We start from the raw sequence: 23,451 nt of genomic DNA on the forward strand, positions 1-23,451 counted from the left end.
CTCAGATCACGGCGCAGACCGTCTTTGTCTCCAGATAGTTTTCGAGCCCCTGTCCGCCGTTTTCATAGCCCCAGCCGGATTGCTTGTGGCCGCCCTTGGGCAGTTCCGGCGAGAAATAAGAATGGCAGTTGATCCAGATCGTGCCGGCCTTCACCGCCGCCGCGACACGATGGGCGCTCGAAAGATCCTGCGTCCAGACGCTGCCGGCCAGGCCATAGGGACTGTCATTGGCGAAGGCGAGGGCTTCTTCGACCTCGTCGAACGGCGTTACGGCCGCCACGGGGCCGAAAATCTCCTCCCTCATCATACGCATGTCGGGCCGCACCGAGGTTACGACCGTCGGCAGATAGAATGCGCCGGTCTCGCCTTCCTGCCGTCCGCCCACGGCGATCTCGGCGCCGTCGGACTTGCCCTCATCGATGAAGGCCGCGACGCGATCGGCCTGCTTGCGGTTGACCAGCGGTCCGAGATCGACCTTGGGATCGAGGCCATGGCCGAGCGTCATTCCACCCGCCGTCGCCGCCAGCTTTTCAACGACCTCGTCATAGACGGAGCGATGCACATAGATTCGGGAACCGGCAACGCAGACCTGGCCGGAATTGGCGAAAATGCCCCTGGCGACGCCGGGAATAGCGAGGGCCATATCGGCGTCGGAGAGGATGATGGCAGGGGATTTACCGCCGAGCTCAAGAGTCAGCTTTTTGAGATTTCCCTGGGCGGCGCGGACGATGAGCTTGCCGACCTCGGTCGAGCCGGTGAAGGCGACCTTGTCGACATCGGCGTGCGCGGTCAACGCTGCGCCGACATCCTCGCCGAAGCCGGTGACGATGTTGACGACGCCGGCCGGCAGACCTGCCTCGATCATCAATTCGCCGAGGCGGATCGCCGTCAGCGACGTCTCCTCCGCCGGTTTCAGCACCACCGTGCAGCCTGCGGCGAGCGCCGGCGCAAGCTTCATGGCGGCCATCAGCATGGGAGAGTTCCAGGGCGTGATGGCGGCGACGACGCCCACCGGCTCGCGGGTGGTGTAGGCGAAGATCTGTTTGCCCTGGGGCTGATAGGCGATCGAGGTCGGGATCGTCTGCCCGAGGATCTTTGTCGCGAAGCCGGCATAGTAGCGGAACTGTTCCGCCGAGGCCGGGATCTCGCCAAAGCGGCCGGTCTTGAAGCTCTTGCCCTGATCGAGCGTTTCAAGCTCGGCCAGTTCGTCGACATGCGCCTCGATGAGATCGGCGATCCGCCACAGAAGTTTGCCCCGCGCCGAGGGCGTCATGCCTTTCCAGGAGGGACTGATCAACGCTCGGCGGGCTGCCGCCACGGCTTCATCGACATCCGCTACCGTTGCGCGGGCGAGATCCGCAAGATGCTGACCGGTGGCGGGATCGTGACTCGGAAAGGTTTCGCCCCCCTCCGCCTTGCGCCAGACGCCGTCGATCAGAAGCTGTTTTTCTGGCGCGGCGAGAAACGCCCGCGCGCCTTCGCTTGCGGGTTCGTGGACGGTGAGCGTGAAGGTCATGCGAGGTCTCCGGTGGCGCGCTCCGCGCGCAGCATGGCGGCGGCCGACAGAGCGCCGCGCAGAATGGAATGATAGCCGGTGCAACGACAGAGATTGCCTTTGAGCCCGGCGCGAATGGCCGCCTCGTCGGCGACAGGGTTCTCTTTGAAAAGCGCGAGCAGCGCGATGGAAAAGCCCGGCGCGCAATAGCCGCATTGAAAGGCGTTTTCCGCAATCAGCGCCTCGCGCAGAATGCGTCCTTCCGGCAGGGCATCGAGGCCTTCGACCGTGACGATGTCGGCGCCGTCGACCCGCCAGGCCATGGTCAGGCATGAATTGACCGCCTTGCCGTCGATGAGCGCCAGACAGGCGCCGCAACGGCCGAGCCCGCAGGCGATCTTGGTTCCCATCATGCCCAAATGATCGCGCAACAGCGTGGCGAGCGAAAGATCAGGCGGACAGTACAGAGAGACGCTTTCGCCGTTCAATATGAAAGTAATGTTCATGCAGCCTCCAGAGCGGCGAGGATCGCCTCGGGAGAGAAGGGCGTCACGGTGGGCCAGACGCCGGAAATCACGGCCATGGCGTTGGCGATGGCTGGCGTGATCGCGCCGATGCCGAGTTCGCCGGGGCCGCGCGGCCCCAATTCGTCGCCGTCGTCGAGGCTTTCGAGCGCGAAAATCTGCATGGCGGCGGGCGCGTCCTGAATGCAAGGCAGCATGTAACTGTCGAGATTGCCGGTGAGATAGCGACCGTCGCGCATGGTCGCGTCCTCCGTCAGCGTAAAGCCCAGGCCCTGCACCGCGCCGCCTTCCAGCTGGCCGAGATAGGCCGCGACGTCGATCACAGGCCCAGCGGCGGTGTGCTGGTGTAGATCGAGAATGCGGATCTCTCCCGTCACGCGGCTCACGGCCACCCGCGCCAAAGCCGCGCCAAAGGCGAAGATGTAACGGGCATTGCCGGCGGAATAGCTGTTCTTCGGGAATTCGAAGGCGATCGTGACGCTGGGGCGCTCATTCGGCGCCAAGCGTTCGGCGAGTTGCCGATAGGTCAGAAGCAGATCGCCGCGATTGGCGCCGCGCAGCGTGACGCCGCCAGGAGCGAGCGCCAAACTTTCGGGATCGCGTCCGAGACAGGCGCCTGCCGCTGTCCGCATCTTCAGAGAAAATTCCGGAGCGGCCCTGCGCGCCGCCAGCCATACGACGGCGGAACCACGCGAGGCGGTGGTGGAGCCGGATTCCGGCGCGAGCGAGGTGTCGCCGGTGACGGGCCTGACATCGTCGCGGCCGCAACCGAGCTCGTCGGCTAGCACGGATTTGATGGCGGCCAGCAGACCCTGCCCCATTTCATCCAGACCATAGGCGCCCTCGATCATCCCGTCCTCGGCGAGCGAGATCCGGCCGCCAGCGGGATCAGGCACCACGGAACCCAGGCCGTTGCCCTGATAATTCAAAGCCATTCCGGCGCCGATGACCCATTCGCCATCCAACTGGACGCCCGAGGGCATCCGCCAGATCGGCGAAGCCTTGGCTGCGGCGAGCATCTCGTGGATGCGCTCGGAGGGCGCGACCTCCTGGCCGAGATAGCCCGGCGTTCCCGGCGCACGAAGATTGCGGGCACGGATCTCGATCGGGTCGAGGCCGGCGAGCGCCGCAAGACGGTCCATCTGGCATTCGATGGCATAGGTCATCTGATTGGCGCCGAAGCCGCGAAACGCGCCGCAGACGCCGTTGTTGGTGTAGGCGAGCCGACCGCGCGTGGAGACATGGGCGACCACATAGGGACCCGCGGCATGCTCCAGCGCGGTTTCGAGAACGCCGGGCCCGAGCGAGGCATAGGCGCCGGCGTCCGAGAGCACGTCGACCTCCTGCGCCACCAGCTGTCCCTCGGCGTCGCAGGCGGTGCGCATTCGGATGTTCATCGGATTGCGCTTCTGGCCGGCGAGCACGGATTCGGCCCGGCTGAGCTGCAGTCGGACCGGGCGACCGCTCTTCAGCGCCAGAAGCGCGAGCGCCGGCTGGACGGTCAGTTCATCCTTGCCGCCGAATGCGCCGCCGGTCGGGCTGGTGATGACGCGGATCTTTTCTTCCGGCAGGGCGAGAATGCGCGACAATTGCATCCGGTCGCGGCCGCCATGCTGGCCGCCGACGGCGACGAGCAGCGATCCATCCTCCTCGATTTGCGCATAGCCGCCTTCGGTCTCCATGAAGCCGTGCATCTGGCGGGGCGTCACATAGACGTCCTCGACGACATGGGCCGCCGTGGCGAAGGCTGAGGCCGCGTCGCCGCGTGAGAAGGTGATGTCACGCTGCAGATTGCCGGTCTCGTGAACGCGCGGCGCGTCCGGCTGCAGCGCCTGTTCCGGGCTGGCCATCACCGGCAGCGCCTCATAGTCGACCCGGATCAGCGACAGCGCCTTCTCCGCCGTCTCGGCATCGACAGCCGCCACGGCAGCCACCGCATCGCCGACATAGCGGACCTTGTCCGCGCAGAGCGCCGGCTGATCCTGCACGACGATGCCGAACGCGTTGTCGCCCTGGATATCACGATGAGTCACGACCGCGACGACGCCGGGCAGCGCCTCGGCAAGACTGGTGTCGATGGAGAGGATGCGGGCATGGGGGACGCCGGCGCGGAGGATGCGGCCGACCAGCATATCCTCCTCGCGCCGGTCTGTGAGGTAAGGAAGCTTGCCTTCGACCTTGTCGCGCATGTCGGGCCTGACATGCCAGCGATCGGGTTGTTTGGTGCGCGATAGAGCGACTTCGCCGTCGATCCCTGGAGCAGTCGGTGGTGAGAAGGCGGCGCGATCAGCCATTGTCGGCAACACGCCGCCGAGACCGTGAACGAGCGCATTCGCCGCCGCCAGCCGCCGGTAGCGGCCCGACCTGAACTCGTCATCCGGCGCGTCGATCGTTTCGAGCAGAACTTCGCGGATTGCGCCCCAATCCAGATCGCTGTCGTTGCGGCCGATTAGCAAGTTTTCGACGGCAAACAGCCTTTGCGGCCTCGTGGCTCCGCCGCCGACCGCGAGGCGCGCTCCGGCGATCTTGCCGCCGTCCATCGCGAGGATGCCCGCGACATTGACGACGCTCGGCGTAAAGGCGGCGCGCAGGCCGATCTTGCGCCATGTCCAGCGTTGCGAGGGGCGCAGCGGCAGTTCGATGGCGACAATCAGTTCCAGCGCCTGCGGCGACCCAGCCAACCATCCTTGCAGCGGCATCACGAACTGACCGCCGGGCGTGGCGAGGACGAGATTGGCCTCAACAGCCAGAAGCGCGGGCAGCAGGCAGCCGTTGCGATTGGCGATATTACCGCCGATCGTCGCCATGTTGCGGATCGATGGGCCGGCGACGGTGCGGAGCGCGGCGGCGAGAAGAGGCGAGGTCTCCGAAAGCCTGGTGTTTCCGGCGAGCTCCGCGAGCGTCGTCACTGCGCCGATCGAGGCCAGATCCGGGTTGAATGAAACGCCTCGCAGAGCCGATAGCCCCGAAAGATCGATTAACCCCTCCGGCTTCGGCGCGCCTTTGGCCCAATCGAGTTGCGTCGTCGTCGCGCCCGCGACGGGTTTCAATCTCCCGCCGCCGGTGCGGATCAGCGAGAACACGTCGTCGATGGAGCGGGCGCGCCAAATCTGCATCAATGACCCCCCGCCGTGGTGCCGTAGCGCAAGCCTTTCTCCTTAAGCCAGCGGCGATAGGCGATGGAAGAGCTGTCGGCGCGGGTGGGGATCTCGGCGCGTGGTTCGAGCGGCAGCAGCAGCGGCCGCTGGTTTTCGACGATGATCCGGTCCTGCAAAAAGATCACCTGTTCGAAATTGAGAAGCGCCTTATGGGTCGAGAGGCTGTCGACCAGATACATCACTGGCTGCGCGCGGCAGAGCCCATCCTCCATTGGCTGGATGAACAGCGCGATGGCGTCGAGCCGGTTCGGCGAGGTCGGACAGACGCGGTAGAGCATCACCACGAAAGGCGAGGGCACGCGATAGGTCAGCCGAACGAAATCGCCCTGTTCTTCGGTCGCGGCGATGCGCGGCTGGAAGAAGGTGCAATTGGTCGCCCAGACCTCGTCGACGTCGCGACGGATTTCGCTGAGATAATTCGGCACTTCCGTATGCGGCTCCGAGCCGAGGATATCGGTATGCACGAAGGGGAAATGCGCCATGTCGAGGAAATTCTCGACCACGCGCAGGCCGGACGCGCGCATCGTCACCCAACCGCACGGCACGAAGCGGCGATCGCTCTCCTCGGCTTCCTCGATATGGACGATATCCTTCTTCGGGGCGCCGAGCGTGGTGAAAAAGCAGCCATAGCGGATGCGGGTCGGCAAGGGCGGGCCGAGCGCGCCGTCATCCAGCATCTCGCGCACCTCAGGCGCGCCCTGAGCGTCGAGCGCGTAGACCAGCGATTGGCCGAGGAGCTTGGTCGTCTGCGGCGCCTCGGTCACCTCGCTCGCGGTCGCGATGGCGTACCAATCATCCAGCGCCACCTGATCGGTCGTCTTGGCCATGGCTTACTCCGTTCCGTCGGTCCACTGCTTGGTCCCGCCGCCATTGGCCGCCAGCCATTCGGCGCGACGGGCGAAGTGTTCGGGGGCGAAGCGATGGATCTCATTGATGATCTCACTGATATCGGCCGTCTTCAGCGCGCCGTCTTCGACGATGATGTCGCCATTGACCATGGTCAGTACGACATCGCCGCCGCGTACGGCATGGACGAGATTATGGTGCAGGTTGAAATAGGGGCCTTCGGGGAAGAACGGCGTCATGCGCGGCGTGTTGGATTTTACCGCGATGATGTCGGCGCGCTTGCCCACTTCGATCGAGCCTATCTCGTGATCGAGGCCGATGGCCTTGGCGCCGAGGATCGTGCCCATGCGCAGGCATTGCCAGCTGTCCATGGCGGCGGCGTCGCGATCCCTGAGCTTGCCGAGCAGCGAAGCGGTCTTCATCTCCTCGAACATATCGAAATTGTTGTTTTCCTTTTCGCCATCGGTGCCGATGCCGACGGCGACGCCATGGGCGATCATGTCGGCGATCGGCGCGATGCCGGACGCCAGTTTCATGTTGGAGACCGGATTGTGGGCGACCGAGACATTGTATTTCGAGATCAGTTCGATCTCATGGGCGTTGAGCCACACGGCGTGGGCGATCATGGTCAGCGGCGTCTCGAAGAAGCCGAGCTCCTCGAGCGCGAACATCGGCCGCTTGCCATAGCGGGTCATGAATTCCGCCACCTCGATCTCGGCTTCCGAGCAATGGGTGTGAAAGCCGGTCTTGTGTTTCTTGGCGAGTTCGATCGCCCGCTTCTGGCCCGCCTCGTCGGCGTAGAACAAATGTTCGAGGCCGACCCAGACATTGACGCGACCGCCGGCCTTGCGGTGCCAGGTCTCGATCAACGCCTCGTTCATGTCGAGCGTGTCGAAATAGTTGTAATCCGAATGTTCGCCGACATAGGGGACGGCCACCAGCCGCGTGCCGATGGCTTCGGCGGCCCTGGCGCTGCCGTCCATATAGCGCCACATGTCGACCACCGTCGTCGTGCCCGCCAGCGCGGATTCGGCGTAGCAGAGCCAGCTTGCGGTTTCCGCCTCATGCGGCTGCAGCATGCGGTGCATGGGGTTGATGTGGATGGTCAGCCAATCCCAGACCGGCAGATGTTCCGCCGTGCCGCGCAGAAAGCCGGAATGGGCATGGGCGTTGATGAGGCCGGGCATCAACACGGCGTTGGTCATCATCTTGACCGGAAAATCCGGATAGGCAGCCGTGATCTCGTCGAGCGGTCCAACCGCGAGGATGCGGCCGTCATCGATCGCGACCGCGCCTTCGGCGATCACGGTGTTATCGTCATCCATGGTCAGCAGGCTCTCGCCCGCAAGGATCATTGCCGTCTTCGCCATGTTCTCTCCTGGTCTCCCTCATGGAGACACGATGCAATATTCAGGCCGCTCCTAACAGAAAATCGGCGGCGCGTTCGCCGATCATCGTGACGGGAGCATGGGTGTTACAGGTCGGTATGATCGGAATGACCGACGCATCGGCGATCGTCAGGCCATCGAGGCCGCGCAGCCTCAGATGCGCGTCGACCACGGCCATTTCGTCATTGCCCATCTTCGCCGTCCCGACCGGATGGAAGAAGGTGGAGCATCCCTGGCGGATGAAATCGATCATCTCAGGCTTGGACAGCCGCCGGGACGGCGCGGCAAATCCGGCAAACAGATCCGAGAAGGCGCGGGTTTCGGCGAGATCCATCATCGTCTCCACCGCCACGATGAGCGCATCGAGATCGGAAGGTTCGGCCAGATAGTTCGGCTGGATGTCGAGCGGCCCGAACGGGTCGGATGACAGCATTTTCACATGGCCAATGCTTTTGGAATGCATCAGCCCCGCGCCGATCGAGAAGACGTCGCCGGAGAGATCGTAAAGCTCGCGGATGCGCGGCTCGGCCGAATTGCCCTGGACGGGAAAGGCGTGGATATCGGACTGGGCAAGGCCGGAACGGGATTTCCAGTTGATCATTGAGCCGCCGCCATTGTCGAGCGCGGGTCCCATCGGCTGTTTCGATCGACAGACCACCGCCTGCACCAATGGATGGTCCTGCAGATTCTTGCCGACGCCGGGCAGCGCATGGCGGAACTTTATGCCGAGGGATGCCAATTCCTCGGGATCGCCGATGCCTGAGAGCATCAGCAGACGCGGCGTATCGACAGCGCCTGCCGCCAGCACGACCTGGGTGGTCGCGCGCGTCTCGATGGGCTGCCTCTCCACGAGATGGCGGACGCCGACGATCGCGCCGTTCTCGATCATCAGGCCGACAGCCTGTGAGTTGCACAGGATCGTGAGGCGCGGATTGTCGAATATGGGCGCGAGATAGCCCGTGCTGGAACTCCAGCGCTTGCCGCCGGAAATGTTGAAGTTCGAGGGTGCCGCGCCTTCATTGATCTCGGAATTAGGATCGGCGATTTTGGGAATGCCGAGCTCACCAGCCCCGTCGATCAACGCTTGCGCAACGGGATGCAGCGCCTTGCTGGTCTCGATCCTGAGCGGTCCGCCGGCACCGCGAAACTTCGTCTCGCCGCCTTCCCAGTCTTCCGCGCGTTTGAAATAGGGCAGACAGTCGGCGAAGCTCCAGCCGTCGCATCCCGCGGCCCCCCAGGCGTCGTAATCGGCGCGGTGGCCGCGATACCACATCATGGCGTTGGTGGAAGAAGAACCGCCGAGCACCTTGCCGCGCGGAATGCCGATGGTGCGACCGGCGACGCGCTCGGTCGGAGCGTAGTCGTAAAGCCAGTCATGCCGGCTGCGGCCGAGCGGCACCCATCGGGTGGGATCGGTAATCTCCGGCGCGTCGAACTCCGGAGAGCCCGCCTCGATCAGCAGCACCGTTGCATCCGAGCCATCGATCAAACGCCGCGCCACCGTCGCGCCGCCCGAGCCCGAGCCGACGACGATGTAGTCATAGGCTTTGAGGAGCGGGCGATTGGGGACGCGGCTCGGCATCATCTGTCTCAATTGTGCTCGCTCGGGCCCATGATGACGATTCCTTCGGTCGCCTCGACATGGCGGACGAAAATGTATTTGTCCTCACGACCGTCGGAATGCTTGCGCTTGATGTCGGGCTGCATCGTGCCCGCCACTTTCGCGACGACGATATAGGGGACGTCCGCCTTCAATCCGGCCTCGCAATGGGTTTCGAACTCTTCGAGCGTCCGGGCAGTGAAGGCGTTTTCGACGCCGGCACCGCGGGCGATTGCGGCGATGTCCACCCGACCGAAAGCTGTATGCGTCGGCGGGCCGCCGATCGACTGGTAGCACTCGTTGTCCCAGACCACCACGAACAGGTTTTTCGGCTGCTCATTGCCGAGCGTGGCGAGGATGCCGAGATTGAACATCATGCCGCCATCGGTGTCGAGCGAGACGATGCGGCGATGCGGAAGGCCGGCGGCCAGACCGAAAGCCTGCGGCGTGACGCAGCCGAGTTGTTGCTGGAACAGGCTCGCCTCGCGCATATGCGGGGCGGCGTTGTACCATTCGTCCACGGATGCGCCGAGCGAGAGGATGACGAGTTCGTCCTTAAGTCTGGCGGCGAGCAGCTTCATGCAGTCGTAGCGTTTCATCGCACGATCTCCCCGCCGAGCGCGATGGCCGAATGGTAATAGGCGTTGTAGGACCAGTTGTAGGCATCGACGATCGACTGCTCGATCTGCTCCTCTTCGCGCACGATCCGGTAGGGAATGCGCAACGCATTCAGCACCGGCTCCATGGTTATGCCGTGCGGGATAGCCCACCAATTGTTTTCGCCGAGTTCGCCGCGATAGCTCATCAGCATCACCACCGGGATACCAGCGCCGAGGCCCATGCGGGCGAGCGGCTCGACCGAGGCGCGCAGACCGGAATTCTCCATCACCAGCGCCGCGCGCTTGCCGGACAGGAACACGCCGCCGCAGATCGCAGCGCCCTCGCCCTCATTGGTCACGCGGATGGTGCGGATGTCAGGATCGGCGTCGAGCGCCGGATAGAGCGGCTTGAAAAGGGAATCGGGCAGGTAGCAGACGATGGACACGCCCGCTTTCTTGAGCCCGCGCAACACCGCGTCGACGGCTGATGGCTTCATGATGGTCTCTCCGTTCCAGGAGAGAAAAGCAAAGTCGAGATGTTCCGAATAGACGGGAAAATTTGTTGCTGTTGTTGCATCCTGCGCAACATCTCAGGCCATGCCCGGGGCGGCGAGCCGATCGATGGCTTCCGCCAGCAACTTGCCGAAGGCGGAGGCTGCGTCGGATATTTCCTTTTCCGATCGCGACAACAGCATCAGCTTGCGCGGCGGCAAGCGACTGTCCTTGAGCGGCACAAAATGCAGCGTGCCGTCGGCCAGTTCCTGTTCGACGCCGACCCGCGTTTGCAGCACCGCGCCGAGATCGCGCTTGGCGAGATCCACCATCAGCCCGATGGAATTGGTGCGGGCGCGGCGCGAGAGGTCGATGAGCGACCTATTGAAAGCTTCTTCCACCGAGGCGCCGAGCGTCAGCGACGCGTCCGACAGAATGACCCGCTGGTTGGCGAGGTCGAACAGCTTGAGTTCGTCTCTCGCCGCCATCTCGCTGCCGGGAAGCGCGAGGACGCCGAGCGGCAACAGCGCCTGGGTGATGCGCCGCATGGCGCGGGGCGGCCTGATGTCGAAGACCACGGCGAGATCGCAATCGCCCTCCGCCACCGCCGTCGCCGCCTGTTGCGAACCCATCACCTTGATCTCGACGGTGATGTCGGGATGCCGTCCCCAGAACTGCTGCAGCGCCCCCGGCATCAGGCCGCGGGCGACGCTTTCCACCACCGCCACCGACAGAGAGCCGCGATGCAGTCCATGCAACTCGTTGATCTCGTTGCACGCGCGGTTGAGCTCGCCGAGACTGGCGCGGGCGTGATAGAGCATCAATTCGCCGGCGCTGGTGAGTTTCAGCCTTTGCCGGACGCGTTCGAACAGCGGCGTGCCCAGTTCGTCCTCGAGCTGTTTCAGCACGCGGCTGATCGAGGACGGCGCGACATTGAGCGCGAGCGCCGCCTGCCGGATCGAGCCCAGCCGCGCCACCAGCTGGAAATAGTGGATGCGGGTGGCGACGAGCCCGAGCCGGAAAGGGTCCATGGCATCAGGCCGGCTCGAACAGCGGCTGGATGCGCATCTCAGGCACCAGCACATTGCCCTTGTCGGTGATGCGGATTTCCGGGATCACCGACAGCGGGATCAGGTTGAAGCCCATATAGGGGATGGTGCAACCAGCCTTTTCCCATTCGATTTTGAGCTTCTGCACCTCTTCGGCCACCACATGCACACGCTTGTCGGACAGGAGCCCGGCGATGGGCAGCGGCACCATGGCGGTCACCTCGCCGTCCTGCACCACGCAGACGCCGCCCTGATGGGCCTCGATGGCGCGGAGCGCCACCTGCATATCCGCCTCGTTCGTGCCGGCGATGATGATGTTGTGGCTGTCATGGCCGACCGAAGAGGCGACCGCGCCGCTCTTCAGCGCAAAATTCGACAGCAGGCCATGGGCGACATTGCCCGGAGATTTGCCATGGCGCTCGATCACGGTGACGAAGCACAGGCCGTGGCGGTCGAACTGCGTCTGCCAGTCGTTGGCGGGCTCCAGCTTGATCTGCTCGTGACCAAGTATGATGCCGGGCAGTTCGGTGCGGATCGTATGCGCGATCACCGGCGTCGTCGGCAGGTCGGGCGTGAGCTTCAGTTCCTTCGGCAGCTTCACAGTATGATAGGCGGCCTCGGGATAGCGCCAGAGGTCGGACAGCGCTTCGTCCAGGATCGGGGTGATTTTCTTCTGGTCGACGACGAGTTCGCCGCCATACCAGGTGCTGACGGGCTTGAGATCGTCGTCGAGCAGCACGAGATCGGCGCGTCGGCTGCCGCCCATGCCGCCAATTTCGCCTTCCTTGCCGAAGCGGGTCGCGCCGTGCAGCGAGCCCATCGACCAGGCCTGTTCCTTGGTCATGCCGGCTTTCACCGCTTCACGCACCACCCAGTCCATGCCAAAGGCCAGGAGGTCGTCGGCGTCGCGGTCGTCGGTGCAAACGGCCACGCGTTTGTGCGAAGAGCCTAGTTCGGTGATCGTGCGGATGGCGTCCGGCAGCGAATGCCAGGGCGTGGTCGGCGGGCCGCCGCGCAGGAAAAGCCAGATGCCGGCCTCCAGCATGTCGTCGGCGATATCGCGGTCGATGGCTTCATGGGTGTCGGTGACGCCTGAAGCGGCGTAGGCCGCGACAAACTCTCTGCCATAGACATGGCCGCAGACCGGCTTGCCGCGCGATAGCGCCGCCGCCAGGATCGCGTGGCTGCGCTCGTCGCCCATGGTCACCGGCACGAAATCCATCTTTTCGCCGAGGGCCACGGCTTCGGGCCATTTGTCGAACAGCGCCGCGATCTTGTCGGGCGTCAGGTCGCCGCCGGCGGTTTCGAGTTCCGGCGAGGTCGCCGGCACGGTCGAGGGCACGGTGAGGAAGATGGACAGCGGCGCATGGCGCGCATCTTCCAGCATCGCCTCGACGCCCGCGACATCCATGACATTGCCGATCTCGTGGCTGTCGCAGAAAATCGTCGTGGTGCCGTTGAGGAGTGCGGCCTCCGCATAGGCGCAGGCCGTCACCATCGAGCTTTCGATATGGATATGCGGGTCGACGAGGCCGGGCGCGATGATGCCGCCCTTGGCGTCATAGCGTTTCGCGCCGCCCTTGTGGGTTCCGGCAGGCTTGACGGCGGCGATGCGGCCGCCTGCGATCCAGACTTCCCGGGCTGGCAGGATGCGTTCGGAATAGGTCGACAACACGCGCGCATCGGAGATGACGAGATCGGGATCGGCGCGGCCGGAGGCGACATCGGCGAGCCTGCGGGTCATGCTGGCGAGCGGGGCGACGGAAAAACGGGTGAGGGACGTCATGGTCTTCTCCTGGGGCCGTCAGTGATAATCGGGGATGCCCGGCATGGTCTTGAACCCGTCGAGCGTGCGGAAGCGACGGATCCAGCGGCGCAGCGCCGGGAACTCGTCGTGATCGATGCCGAAATCGCGCGACAGCGCGAAGATCGGAAACAGCGTGACATCGGCGATGGTGGCGTGATCGGCGACGAACCATTCCACGCCGTCGATCTGGCGCAGCGTCATGTGATCGTCCATGACACGGAACGCCTCGCGTGCGGCGCGCTTCAAAATTTCCAGATCGCCTGGTTCATCGAGCAGCGCCACGAGCCGGGCCTGCATGGCAGGCGCGAGCGCCGAAGCGGAGAAATTCAGCCAGCGCATGGTTTCGCCGAAAGCCTTGGCCTCCATTGGTAGGAACTGCCCCGAGGGATCGTAGGCCTTGGCGAGATAAGCGAGGATCGCTTCCGGGCCGTAGAGCGTGAGATCGCCGTCTATGAGGACGGGCAGGGAGCCGAGCGGCGACAGCGCGCGCACGGCGGGGCCGAGATGTTCCTTGCCCGGAACCATATCCACCGCCACGACCTCATGCGGCGTCTTGAGTATGGAGAGAAGCAGCCGGACGCGGTAGCTGGAATCGTCGAGTTCGTAATTGTAGAGAGTGAGAGACATCACGCCACCTTTGCAATTGGAGCGGCCGGGGCGGCCTCGATCACCCGACGGGCGTTCTCCGCCCATTTGGCGATGCTCTTCTGCGCCGCGGCGTCGACCGAACCGATCGCCGCGATATGCAGCGCGCATTTCTCGGATGCGATCTCCTGTCCGGCGATGAGAAGTCTGACCGCGCCGCTCGCGAAAAGCACCGCGTCCGAAGACAGAGTCTCCACCGTCACATCCGCGCCATCGACGGGGAGGCAGGGCAGCAGGGGCGCGATGGCCTCGACCGAACGGTCGATATAGAGGCTGCGGATCGGCGTGACGTCGTCGGATACGACGGGAAGCGCCGAAGCGTCCGCCGTCTCCTTGAGACAGGTCCAGATCACCCCGCCGCGCTCAGTGACCGCATAGGACGGGATCTTGATGGTCGAGGGAACATCGAGGTCGGGATGCGCCGGAATATAGCGGCATTGGCCGCCCGTGTCATATTGCCAGCCGTGATAGAGGCAGGCGATATGGTCGCCACGCACGAAGCCGAAGCTCATGCGCATGCCGCGATGCGGACAGCGGTCTTCCCAGACATGCGCCTTGCCGCTGTTATCGCGCCAGACCACGACCTCGAAGCCGTTGATCTGGGTTCCTGCCGAGGTTCCGGCCTCGATCGAGGCGCTGAGCGCTACCGGCGTCCAGCCGCTTGCCGCTGTCATAATGTCACTCCTTCACATCCGATCCCGCGGATCATTCAAGTTTCGTTCCAGGCGTCCGCGCGGGTGACGTCGCGGATGATGCAGTCGCTTGGACCCAGGCTGCAGGCCATTTCGAACATGTCGACCAAAGCTTCCTGTCCGGTGACCCGCATCGTTGCGCGCCCGGCGTCGCAGGCGCCCATTTCGAGGCTGAGATCCAGCCTCGCAGCCCTGTGGCGCGCAAAGTCGATGAAGCTCTCGCAGGCGATTTCCCCGATGAAAGCGAACTGGATGTCTTCTGTCACGGCATATCCTTCAATGCGGGGCGAGAACTCGGTGATCACTGGCTCGAGTTCGACCAGGCAACGGCTCCGAGCATGCTCAGCCCGTTTATTGAGCGAATGGCTAAAAAGTAGCCATGCACTCGATTTCATCACTGTAGACTTTGGCCCACGCCGTTTTCAAGTGATTTTTTCTCGATAGTTGTTGCGCTCAGTGCATCAAGCCCGTCGAAAAATCAGGTCTATGCGGAACATCCTCTATTTGAAAGGCTGCCTCTCCGGCGGTTCCTGGCCGGTCTGTGTCGCCGCTCGAGAGACGCCGCCGAGCCTGATATTGGCGCTGGAGTTGCAGGGTCTTGCGGCCATTTCCCGCAAGGGATGCGGCTGGCGGCCTTGGCACAGGAGTTGCTTGATAGTTACCGAAACGCCCGGAAGCGAGGCTTATCCGGCGGAAAACCAAAAAAGGGGTTCACATGATCGATCTGCGTAGTCTTTCCCGCCGCGGCTTCCTCAATATGGCCGCCGCCGGCGCCGCATCCACCATGCTGCCGGGCGGCTTTGCCCGTTCAGCGATGGCCGCCACCCCGCTCGCAGCCGTCAAGGAAGAAGACGCCGTCATCGGCTTCGGCCATGTCGGCCCGATCACCGACGAAGGCTGGACCTGGAGTCACCATCAGGGCCTGCTCGCCGTCAAGGAAGCCTATCCCAAGCTCAAGAAGGTTCTCGAAGTCGAGAACGTTCCCTATTCCGCCGATGCGACGCGCACCTATCGCCAGTTCGTCAGCGAAGGCGCCAACATGATCTTCGACACCTCGTCGACCGGCGACTTCCTGCATGAAGTCGTCAAGCGCGCGCCCGACACCGCCTTCCTGGAATGCAACGGCCACATCCTGATGGATAATCTCGGCTGGTACTATCTGGCGCATTGGTATCCGACCTATGTCGTGGGCGTGGCCGCAGGCATGCTGTCCAAGACCGGCAAGCTCGGCTATGTTGCGTCTTTCCCGGTCGCCTCCGTCTACGCCTCGACCAACGCCTTCCTGATGGGCGCCCGCACCGTCAATCCGAACGCGACCTGCAAGACCATCGCGATCAATTCCTGGTTCGATCCGCAGGCGGCGTCTCAGGCCGGCACGGCGCTCATCGACGATGGTTGCGACTTCCTGTTCGGCATCATGGACGAGGCCGCCTATCTGCAGGTCGCCGAAAAGCGCGGCGTCTGGGCCGCCATGTGGAACACCGACATCCGCCGTTACGGCCCGAATTCCTACGTGTCTTCGATCATCATCGACTTCAAGAAATTCTACGTCGATCAGGTCGGCAAGCGTCTTGCCGGAACCTGGACCCCGGGCGAAACGCTGTTCGCTATGGGCGCAGGCGTCGATCGCGACAAGTGGGGCGAAAAGGTTCCGGCCGAAGTTGGCAAGGCTGCTGACGCTGTGCGCGACAAGATCCTCGGCGGCTGGTCGCCTTTCGAAGGAGAGCTCAAGGATAGCAAGGGCAATGTCAAGGTCGCCAAGGGTCAGAAGATGACCGAGATGGAACTCTACAACTGGGATTGGTCGATCGAAGGCGTCACAGGCCTCTGATTTCAGCCATCCGAAGGGGCGCGGCATGCGCCCCTTCTTCCCGCCTGTCTCCACTTCCGGTTACGCCTGATGTCAGAACATCCGATCCGCTATGTCGCCCAGCCCGGCGCTGCTCCGCTCGTGCAGTTGAAGGGAATCGCCAAATATTTCCCGGGCGTCGTCGCCAATCAGGATGTGGATCTCGACGTGATGCCGGGCGAAATTCACGCGCTTCTCGGCGAGAACGGGGCCGGCAAATCCACCCTCATGAATATCCTCACCGGCATCTATCAGCCGGATGGCGGCGAAATCATCATCGACGGTTATGCGCGGGAGTTCTCGACGCCACAACAGGCCATCGCCGCCGGCATCGGCATGGTCCACCAGCATTTCAAGCTGGTGAATGCCTTCACCGTGGCGGAAAACATCCATCTCGGCTGGAGCGAGACGCCGCGCCGGGCCTCCGCGTCGATCCTCGAAGCGCGCACGGTCGATCTCGCCGCTAAATTCAATCTCGAAGTCCGGCCCGCGGCCCGCATCACCGAATTGTCGACCGGCGAGCAGCAGCGCGTCGAAATCCTGCGCGTGCTGGCGCGCCGGGCGAAGGTTCTCATTCTCGATGAGCCGACGGCCGTTCTGACCCCTGGCGAAGCGCGCGAACTGTTCAAGGCGCTGCGCGAGTTCGTCTCGACCGGCAACGCCGTCATTTTCATCTCCCACAAGCTCGACGAAGTGCTGGAAATTTCCGACCGCATCACCATTCTGCGTGGTGGACGCAAGATCGCCACCGAAAACGCCGAGGACTGTACGCCCGCCAAGCTTGCCCGCTTGATGGTGGGCCGCGACATCGTGCTCGCCGATATGCGCGGTCGCCCGGAAGGCGCGGCGCCGATGTCGGCGACCCCGGTGCTCAGCCTGCGCAATGTCATTGCGCTCAATGACCTCGGTGACGAGGCGCTGCATGGCTTGTCGCTGGATGTCCGCGCCGGCGAGATCGTCGGCGTCGCAGGCGTCGCCGGCAACGGCCAGCGTGAACTCTCGCAAGTGCTGACCGGCACACGCGGCATTGCTTCGGGCGAGATTGTGCTGGATGGCGAGACCATGGGCCGCGCCAACGCCGCCGATTTCGTCGCGCGCGGCGTCGGCCATATTCCGGAGGACCGTCTGCATAGCGGGCTCGCGCCGGCGCTCAGCGTCGCCATCAACGCGGTGATGCGGGAATATGGCGCACCGCCCGTCACAAAAGGCGGCATCTATCGTCCTGGCGCGGCGACCGCGCTCGCCAAGGACATCGCGGCGGCGGCAGACGTCGCCATTCCCGATTTCGCCATGCCGATCCGCAATCTCTCCGGCGGCAACCAGCAGCGCCTCGTTGCGCGTCGTGAGATGCGTGTGGCCACCAAGGCTCTGGTGGCAGCCTATCCCAGCCGCGGTCTCGATGTCGGCGCTATCAACACCATGCTGCGCTATATCGTCGAACTGCGCGACGCCGGCGCCGGCATCATTCTGATTTCAGAGGATCTCGAGGAATTGCTCAATCTCTCCGATCGCATCGCCGTCCTTTATGAAGGAAAGATCATGGGCGTCGTGGACAACGACAATGTCGACATCGAGGAGATCGGGCTTCTGATGGGCGGCCGAAGCAAGGACGGGAGCGCTGTCCATGGCTAAGGTGCGTCTGCAGCGTCTTCCCTCCGCCCATCCCGGCGTGGCGCTCGGCGCCCGCATCGCGGCCATCGCGCTCGCCTTGATCTTCGCCGGCGTCGTGCTCGCCGTGGCCGGGCGCAATCCGTTGTCCCTGGGCATGGAGGTCATCGACGCGTCCTTCGGCTCCTCTTTCGGCATGGAGGATCTGGGGCTCCTGGTTATCCCGCTTATTCTCACCGGGCTTTCGGTGACGGTGGCGCAACAGATCGGCGCCTGGAATATCGGCGCTGAAGGCCAGTTCTATGCCGGCGCCTTCGCCGCCACCGCCGTCGGCCTGTTCATTCCTTTGCCGGATGGATTAAGCCTGGTCGCAATGTTCATCGCCGGCGCGATCGGCGGGCTGGTCTGGATCCTGATCCCGACGCTCGCGCGGGCCTACGCCAATGTCAGCGAACTCATCACGACCCTGCTTCTGAACTTCGTCGCGATCCTGCTGGTCTATTATGTCTCGACCGACGCTTGGCGCGAGCGGGGAGGGGTGGCCAATTCCGCCACGCCGCGCATCCCCGCCGAAATGCCGGAGTTCTGGGGCCTGGTGCATTGGGGCCTGCCGATCGCCGTGATCCTCGCCATCATCGCCGCGCTGATTTTCAACTTCACCAAATGGGGATATGAAATCAGGCTGATCGGCTCCAATCCCTCGGCTGGCCGTTACGCGGGCATCGCCTCGCGGCGCTATCTGATCCTCGTCATGCTCGCATCCGGCGCGATCGCGGGCGTCGCCGGCATGCTGGAGATCGCCGGCACAGTGCATCGCCTGCAGGGCGGCATTTCCAACAATTACGGCTATCTCGGCATCATGGTGGCGGTGCTGGCGCGCGGCTCATCCGTCGGCGTGATCTTCTCCGGCGCGCTGATGGCCTTCATTCTCAATTCCGGCATCATCCTGCAGACGGAAGGGCTCACCACCTCCGCCGTGCTCGCCATGACCGGCCTCATTCTCTTCCTCACCGCGATCGGCGATGAACTCGCCCATTACCGCATCGTGCGCGACAAGGCCTGAAAGGACACGCCATGGAACTCCTGACCGGTCTCCTCACCACCGCCTTTCTCGCCGGCGGCGTGCTGTCGCTCGCGGCCATCGGCGAGGTGATTTCCGAACGCGTCGGCGTGGTCAATCTCGGCGTCGAGGGTCTGATGGCGATGGGCGCGGTGACCGCCGTCGTCACCGTCACCGCCGCGCCCTATCCGATGCTGGGTTTCCTGGCCGCGCTCGTGGTCGGCGCGCTGCTCGGCGTTCTCTTCGCCACCGCCACCGTTGCGCTCCGCGCCAATCAGGTGCTGTGCGGACTGGCGCTGACGCTGATGGGCACCGGTCTCGCCCAGACCATCGGCAAAGCCTATTCGGGCATGCCGGTGCCGGCCACCTTCGAGGGCGTTGCGATCCCGCTCCTGTCCTCGATCCCGATCCTCGGCAAGGCCTTTTTCAGCCAGAACATTCTGGTCTATCTCATCTATATCATCCTGCCTTTCGGCCTCTCCTTCCTGATGTTCCGCACCCGACACGGCCTCAATATGCGCGCGGTCGGCGAAAATCCGGCAGCTGCAGACGCCGCCGGCATTCCGGTCAATCTGATCCGCTTCGGATATGTCGCGCTGGGCTCGGCCCTGGCTGCGGGGGCGGGCGCCTATCTCGTTCTCGCTTTCGTGCCGTCCTGGTCGGATGGCGTCGTCTCCGGCCGCGGCTGGATTGCCGTGGCGCTGGTGATCTTCGCCGGCTATCGACCCATTCCGGCCGCTTTGTCGGGTCTGTTGTTCGGCTTCATCACCGCGCTCGGCTTTGTCGGCCAGGCGCGTGGCTGGCCGATCGCGCCGGCCTTCCTGTCGATGCTGCCCTATGCCGGCACGATCGCCTTCATCATCGCGCCCGTCGTCGCCTGGCAGCGGATGAAGCGGCTGATGGCGGCGCCGGCGGCGCTCGGCGAACCCTATTTCCGGAATGTCAGGTCGTGAAGCGCTTGCCTCCGCGCGCGGACGGCGTCATGACAGGACAAGAACCGAAGGGAGCACGGACATGACCAAGGCCACAGACAAAGCGTCGCTCGACCAGTGGTATGTGATCGAGACCGAGGCGGCGCTGCCGATCGGCGCGTCGCCCAACCGCCTGCTCGGCGTCGATCTCGCGGTAACCCGGACCGAAGCCGGCGATATCACCGTCATGGCCGAGGGCCGGGCCGAGCCCTTGCCGATCCGCAAGCGTTTCGGCTTTGTCTGGACTTCACTCGGCGAACCTGCAGGCGAAATCTTCCCGGTGCCCGAAGCCGACGAACCCGATCGCCGCTACGTTCCCTGCGGGGCGGTGGCGGTGAAGGCGTCCGGCCTGCGCATTATCGAGAATTTCCTCGACATGGCGCATTTCCCCTTCGTGCACACCGATATTCTCGGCTCGGAGCCGCATACCGAAGTCGAGCACTATAATGTCGAAATCCGCCGCGACGTCGACGAGGTCTGGGCGACCAATTGTCAGTTTTTCCAGCCGCAGGCGGCGCTCTCGGCCACCGACGGCATCATGACCCAATATATCTACCGGGTGATGACGCCGTTCACGACGCTGCTCTACAAGACCTGCCCGAATTCCGCCAATCGCTGGGACGTGATCTGCCTCTTCGTGCAGCCGCTCGATCCCGACCGCTGCCGGGCGCATCCGGTCATGTATCTGATCGACGATGTCTCGACGACGCCGGCGCTGATCCAGTTCCAGCAGCTGATCTTCCTGCAGGACCGCATCATTCTCGAAAACCAGCGCCCCGTGCTGCTACCCATGGAGCCGCGCTCGGAAATTCCGACCCGCGCCGACGCCTCCTCGATCGCCTATCGCCGCTGGCTCAAGGAAAAGGGCGTCACCTATGGCACCTCGCTGATGAACGCGGCCTGACGTAATGGCTGCGTCCGCGACCCAAATCGATCTCGCTTTCATCAACGCCACGGTGCTGCCGATGGGTGGGGCCGCCGAGATCGCCAATGGCGTTGTGGCTGTGCGCGGCGACGAGATCGTCGCCGTCGGAGCGACCTCCGAGATCGATGTATCCCGCGCGACACGCATCATCGATGCGAATGGACGCGTGGTGATGCCGGGTTTCGTCAATTGCCACACCCATATCGCCTCCAACATGCTGTTGCGCGGCCTGCTGGAAGATGTGCAGCTGTTCGAATGGCTGCAGACCATGTGGCGGCTCAAGCGCAATTTCGACGAGGACACGCTCTATTGGGCAAGCTTGATGGGTCTCGTGGAAATGGTGAAGTCGGGCATGACCAGCTTCAACGAACATTTCGACGGCTATCGCGTCGAGCCTCAGACCGAGGCGCTGAAGAAGGTGCCCCTCCGCGCCACGCTCGGTTACGGTTTCGCCGATCGCGGCATCTATGCGCCAATCATCGATTGGTCGTGGAAGACGCTGGACAGGTTCGGCGATAAGGTCTCCGCGCATCATCGCAGCGGCGAGGGCCGCATCCATGTCGGCCTGTCTCCGCATGCGCCTTATTCCTGCGGACCGGACATGTATCGCAAGGTGCGGGATGTCGCCGACGCCTATGGCCTCGCGATCCACACGCATCTCGCCGAGGGGCCGCAGGAGATGGCCTATATGCGGGAAACCTATGGGACGAGCCCGGTGAAATGGCTGCATTCCCTCGGCTTCCTGAAGCCGGATGTCACTGCGGCGCATTGCACGCAGCTCGACGATGACGATATTCGCATTCTGGCGGAGACGGGAACCAAGATCGGTCATTGCCCCTGCTGCAACGCCAAACTCGATTCCGGCACGTTGAGGCTCAGATGCTGCCAGGAGGCGGGGGTCACCGTCGGGCTCGCCACCGATGGTCCGGCCAGCCACAACAGCCTCGATATGTTCCAGGAAATGAAATTCGCGGGCATGATCCACAAGGACAAGACCCATGACGTCGAATTCTTGAAGACGCGCGACTTGCTGGAAATGGCCACCTGCGAGGCGGCGAAAGCGATGAACCGGCCGGAGACCGGGCGTTTAGCACCCGGCGCCAAGGCGGATCTGATCATGATCGATCTCGACAAGCCGCATACTCTGCCGGTCTATGATGTCGCGGCCGCGCTCGTCTATTCGGCGCGCGCCGACGATGTCGAGATGACGGTGGTCGACGGCAAGATCCTGATGGAGAACCGCGCCGTGCTCGGCATCGACGAGCGGGAAATCCGGGCGCGGTTTCGTGAGGCGGCGCTTTCGCTGCGCGACCGCAGCCTTTGAAAACGCCAAGAGGCGAGATAATGACCATGCGCAACAAGACCCTGCTCGCCAACGCTTTTCATGCGCCGACGCCCTGGAGCGTCGAGTGCCTCACTGACGCGCTGATCACCGTCGACGCCGACGGCGACATTGCCGACGTGATAGGGCCTGAGCATTCCAGTTATGCGGAAAAGCGCGCGGCGCTTTCTGCGAGCGGAGAGTTGGAGATCCTGCCGCGAGGCTCCTATCTGCTGCCCGGTTTTGTCGATTGCCATGTGCATGCGCCGCAATATCCGCAGCTCGGCAATGCGCTCGATGTTCCCTTGGAAGTCTGGCTGCAGAAATACACCTTTCCGCTCGAAGCCCGCTATGCCGACACGGCCTTTGCCCGCCGCGCTTACTCGCTGTTGGTTCAGGACATGCTGGCCAACGGCATCACCACCGCGCTCTATTTCGCCACCATTCATCAGGAGGCGACGCGGCTCCTCGTTGATATCTGCCTGGAAAAGGGGCAGCGGGCGCTGGTCGGCAAGGTTGCGATGGACAATGTCGACAGCTGCCCGGATTATTATCGCGATGGTTCCGCCGCCGAGGCTGTCGAGGGGACGCGGGCGCTGATCGATTATGTCAGGAGCCATCCCGCCAATCGCGATCATCTCGTGCATCCCGTGGTGACGCCGCGCTTCATCCCCTCCTGCACCGATGCGGCGCTGGAAGATCTCGGCGCGCTGGCCAAGCAATGCGGCTGCCATGTGCAGACCCATTGTTCGGAAAGCGACTGGGAGCATGGTTACGTGCTGGAACGTCATGGCATGACCGACGCCGAAAGCCTCGATCGCTTCGGCCTGCTTGGCCGGCGCACCATGCTTGCGCATTCCAACCTGCTGACGGCGTCTGATATGGAGCTGATCCGCACGCGTCAGGCGGCAGTGGCCCATTGCCCGCTGTCGAACGGTTATTTCGCCGGCGCGGTGTTCCCCCTGCGCGCGGCGCTGGAAAAAGGGCTGAATGTCGGCCTGGGCACCGACATCTCCGGCGGCCCTTCCGCCTCGATGCTGGAAAACGCCCGCGCCGCCATCCTCGTCTCGCGCATGCTGGAAACGGGCGTCGATCCCGCCAAGTCTGGCGTCGAGCGCGCGTCCGGCGCGCCCTCGCGCATCGATTTCCGCCAGGCCTTCCATATCGCCACCGCCGGCGGGGCAAAGGCGCTCGATCTTCCGGTCGGTCGCTTCGAACCCGGCTGCAAGTTCGACGCCATCGTCATCGACACCCAGGCAGAGAAGGGCACGATGCGGCTGTTCGACGAGTTCGACAGCAGCGAAGCGATCCTGCAGAAGATCATCTTCACCGCCTCCCGCGCCAATATTTCCGACGTCTATGTCTCCGGCCGAAAGGTCGCCTGAAGAGCGATCCGGCCAGTCCGTTGAACTGGCCGGCCTT

At 63.8% G+C, this 23,451-nt stretch carries 20 protein-coding genes; 7 read left to right on the top strand and 13 right to left on the bottom strand.

Translation table 11 applies throughout. The annotated features are described in order from the left end of the window. Position 1: 1 nt before the first annotated feature. The 13 genes from E8Q41_RS21040 to E8Q41_RS21100 all read right to left on the bottom strand — a co-directional run bounded on the left by E8Q41_RS21040 (position 2) and on the right by E8Q41_RS21100 (position 14,561). Positions 2–1,516 (bottom strand): aldehyde dehydrogenase family protein, encoded by a 1,515-nt coding sequence (locus E8Q41_RS21040; protein WP_137157523.1) that lies wholly within the window; start codon positions 1,514–1,516, stop codon positions 2–4. After that, positions 1,513–2,001 carry a (2Fe-2S)-binding protein gene (locus E8Q41_RS21045; RefSeq protein ID WP_137157524.1) on the bottom strand — a complete coding sequence of 163 codons (489 nt, stop codon included), beginning with the start codon at positions 1,999–2,001 and terminating at the stop codon, positions 1,513–1,515. The genes E8Q41_RS21040 and E8Q41_RS21045 overlap by 4 nt, the downstream gene beginning before the upstream one ends. Continuing rightward, positions 1,998–5,135, bottom strand: coding sequence for a molybdopterin cofactor-binding domain-containing protein (locus E8Q41_RS21050; protein ID WP_137157525.1), 3,138 nt, complete (start codon positions 5,133–5,135; stop codon positions 1,998–2,000). Before E8Q41_RS21050 ends, E8Q41_RS21045 begins: the two co-directional genes overlap by 4 nt. Next, complete coding sequence (locus tag E8Q41_RS21055) at positions 5,135–6,004, bottom strand: aromatic ring-hydroxylating dioxygenase subunit alpha (RefSeq protein WP_137157526.1); 870 nt, start codon at positions 6,002–6,004, stop codon at positions 5,135–5,137. The genes E8Q41_RS21050 and E8Q41_RS21055 overlap by 1 nt, the downstream gene beginning before the upstream one ends. A 3-nt stretch (positions 6,005–6,007) precedes the next feature. Beyond that, positions 6,008–7,393, bottom strand: coding sequence for an amidohydrolase (locus E8Q41_RS21060; protein ID WP_170976565.1), 1,386 nt, complete (start codon positions 7,391–7,393; stop codon positions 6,008–6,010). A gap of 40 nt (positions 7,394–7,433) precedes the next feature. Beyond that, positions 7,434–8,993 carry a GMC family oxidoreductase N-terminal domain-containing protein gene (locus tag E8Q41_RS21065; RefSeq protein ID WP_137157527.1) on the bottom strand — a complete coding sequence of 520 codons (1,560 nt, stop codon included), beginning with the start codon at positions 8,991–8,993 and terminating at the stop codon, positions 7,434–7,436. 8 nt (positions 8,994–9,001) lie between these two features. Further along, on the bottom strand, positions 9,002–9,610 hold the full coding sequence (locus E8Q41_RS21070) for a thiamine pyrophosphate-dependent enzyme (RefSeq protein ID WP_137157528.1): 609 nt from the start codon (positions 9,608–9,610) through the stop codon (positions 9,002–9,004). Next, positions 9,607–10,107 carry a thiamine pyrophosphate-binding protein gene (locus E8Q41_RS21075; protein WP_137157529.1) on the bottom strand — a complete coding sequence of 167 codons (501 nt, stop codon included), beginning with the start codon at positions 10,105–10,107 and terminating at the stop codon, positions 9,607–9,609. The genes E8Q41_RS21070 and E8Q41_RS21075 overlap by 4 nt, the downstream gene beginning before the upstream one ends. A gap of 93 nt (positions 10,108–10,200) precedes the next feature. Then, positions 10,201–11,133, bottom strand: a complete 933-nt coding sequence (locus E8Q41_RS21080; RefSeq protein WP_137157530.1) for a LysR family transcriptional regulator — start codon at positions 11,131–11,133, stop codon at positions 10,201–10,203. Positions 11,134–11,137: 4 nt separating this feature from the next. Further along, positions 11,138–12,937 carry an adenine deaminase C-terminal domain-containing protein gene (locus E8Q41_RS21085; RefSeq protein ID WP_137157531.1) on the bottom strand — a complete coding sequence of 600 codons (1,800 nt, stop codon included), beginning with the start codon at positions 12,935–12,937 and terminating at the stop codon, positions 11,138–11,140. Positions 12,938–12,955: 18 nt separating this feature from the next. After that, the gene (locus E8Q41_RS21090; RefSeq protein WP_170976566.1) at positions 12,956–13,585 is read right to left on the bottom strand and encodes a glutathione S-transferase family protein; all 630 of its coding nucleotides are present in this window, start codon (positions 13,583–13,585) and stop codon (positions 12,956–12,958) included. Continuing rightward, complete coding sequence (locus E8Q41_RS21095) at positions 13,585–14,277, bottom strand: Rieske (2Fe-2S) protein (protein ID WP_137157533.1); 693 nt, start codon at positions 14,275–14,277, stop codon at positions 13,585–13,587. Before E8Q41_RS21095 ends, E8Q41_RS21090 begins: the two co-directional genes overlap by 1 nt. Before the next feature lie 35 nt (positions 14,278–14,312). Continuing rightward, a complete protein-coding gene (locus E8Q41_RS21100) occupies positions 14,313–14,561 on the bottom strand; it encodes a hypothetical protein (RefSeq protein ID WP_246660272.1) in 249 nt (82 codons plus the stop codon). Between the two features lie 449 nt (positions 14,562–15,010). On the opposite strand from E8Q41_RS21100, the gene E8Q41_RS21105 reads away from it, so the two are divergent. The 7 genes from E8Q41_RS21105 to guaD all read left to right on the top strand — a co-directional run bounded on the left by E8Q41_RS21105 (position 15,011) and on the right by guaD (position 23,414). Further along, positions 15,011–16,126 carry a BMP family ABC transporter substrate-binding protein gene (locus E8Q41_RS21105; protein WP_137157534.1) on the top strand — a complete coding sequence of 372 codons (1,116 nt, stop codon included), beginning with the start codon at positions 15,011–15,013 and terminating at the stop codon, positions 16,124–16,126. A 69-nt stretch (positions 16,127–16,195) separates the two neighbouring features. Then, positions 16,196–17,776, top strand: coding sequence for an ABC transporter ATP-binding protein (locus E8Q41_RS21110; protein WP_137157535.1), 1,581 nt, complete (start codon positions 16,196–16,198; stop codon positions 17,774–17,776). After that, positions 17,769–18,815: an ABC transporter permease gene (locus tag E8Q41_RS21115; RefSeq protein ID WP_137157536.1), complete on the top strand. Its 1,047-nt coding sequence runs from the start codon at positions 17,769–17,771 to the stop codon at positions 18,813–18,815. Before E8Q41_RS21110 ends, E8Q41_RS21115 begins: the two co-directional genes overlap by 8 nt. Before the next feature lie 11 nt (positions 18,816–18,826). Then, entirely contained in the window at positions 18,827–19,765 is a 939-nt protein-coding gene (locus E8Q41_RS21120; RefSeq protein ID WP_137157537.1) for an ABC transporter permease, read from the top strand. 61 nt (positions 19,766–19,826) lie between these two features. Next, the gene (locus tag E8Q41_RS21125; protein ID WP_137157538.1) at positions 19,827–20,687 is read left to right on the top strand and encodes an aromatic ring-hydroxylating dioxygenase subunit alpha; all 861 of its coding nucleotides are present in this window, start codon (positions 19,827–19,829) and stop codon (positions 20,685–20,687) included. Between the two features lie 4 nt (positions 20,688–20,691). Continuing rightward, a complete protein-coding gene (locus tag E8Q41_RS21130) occupies positions 20,692–22,032 on the top strand; it encodes an amidohydrolase (RefSeq protein ID WP_246660273.1) in 1,341 nt (446 codons plus the stop codon). Positions 22,033–22,058: 26 nt separating this feature from the next. Then, positions 22,059–23,414, top strand: a complete 1,356-nt coding sequence (gene guaD, locus E8Q41_RS21135; protein ID WP_246660274.1) for a guanine deaminase — start codon at positions 22,059–22,061, stop codon at positions 23,412–23,414. Positions 23,415–23,451 lie beyond the last annotated feature (37 nt).

This window comes from Rhizobium sp. FKL33 (assembly GCF_005222915.1).
In the GTDB taxonomy this organism is placed as follows: Bacteria; Pseudomonadota; Alphaproteobacteria; order Rhizobiales; family Rhizobiaceae; genus Rhizobium_E.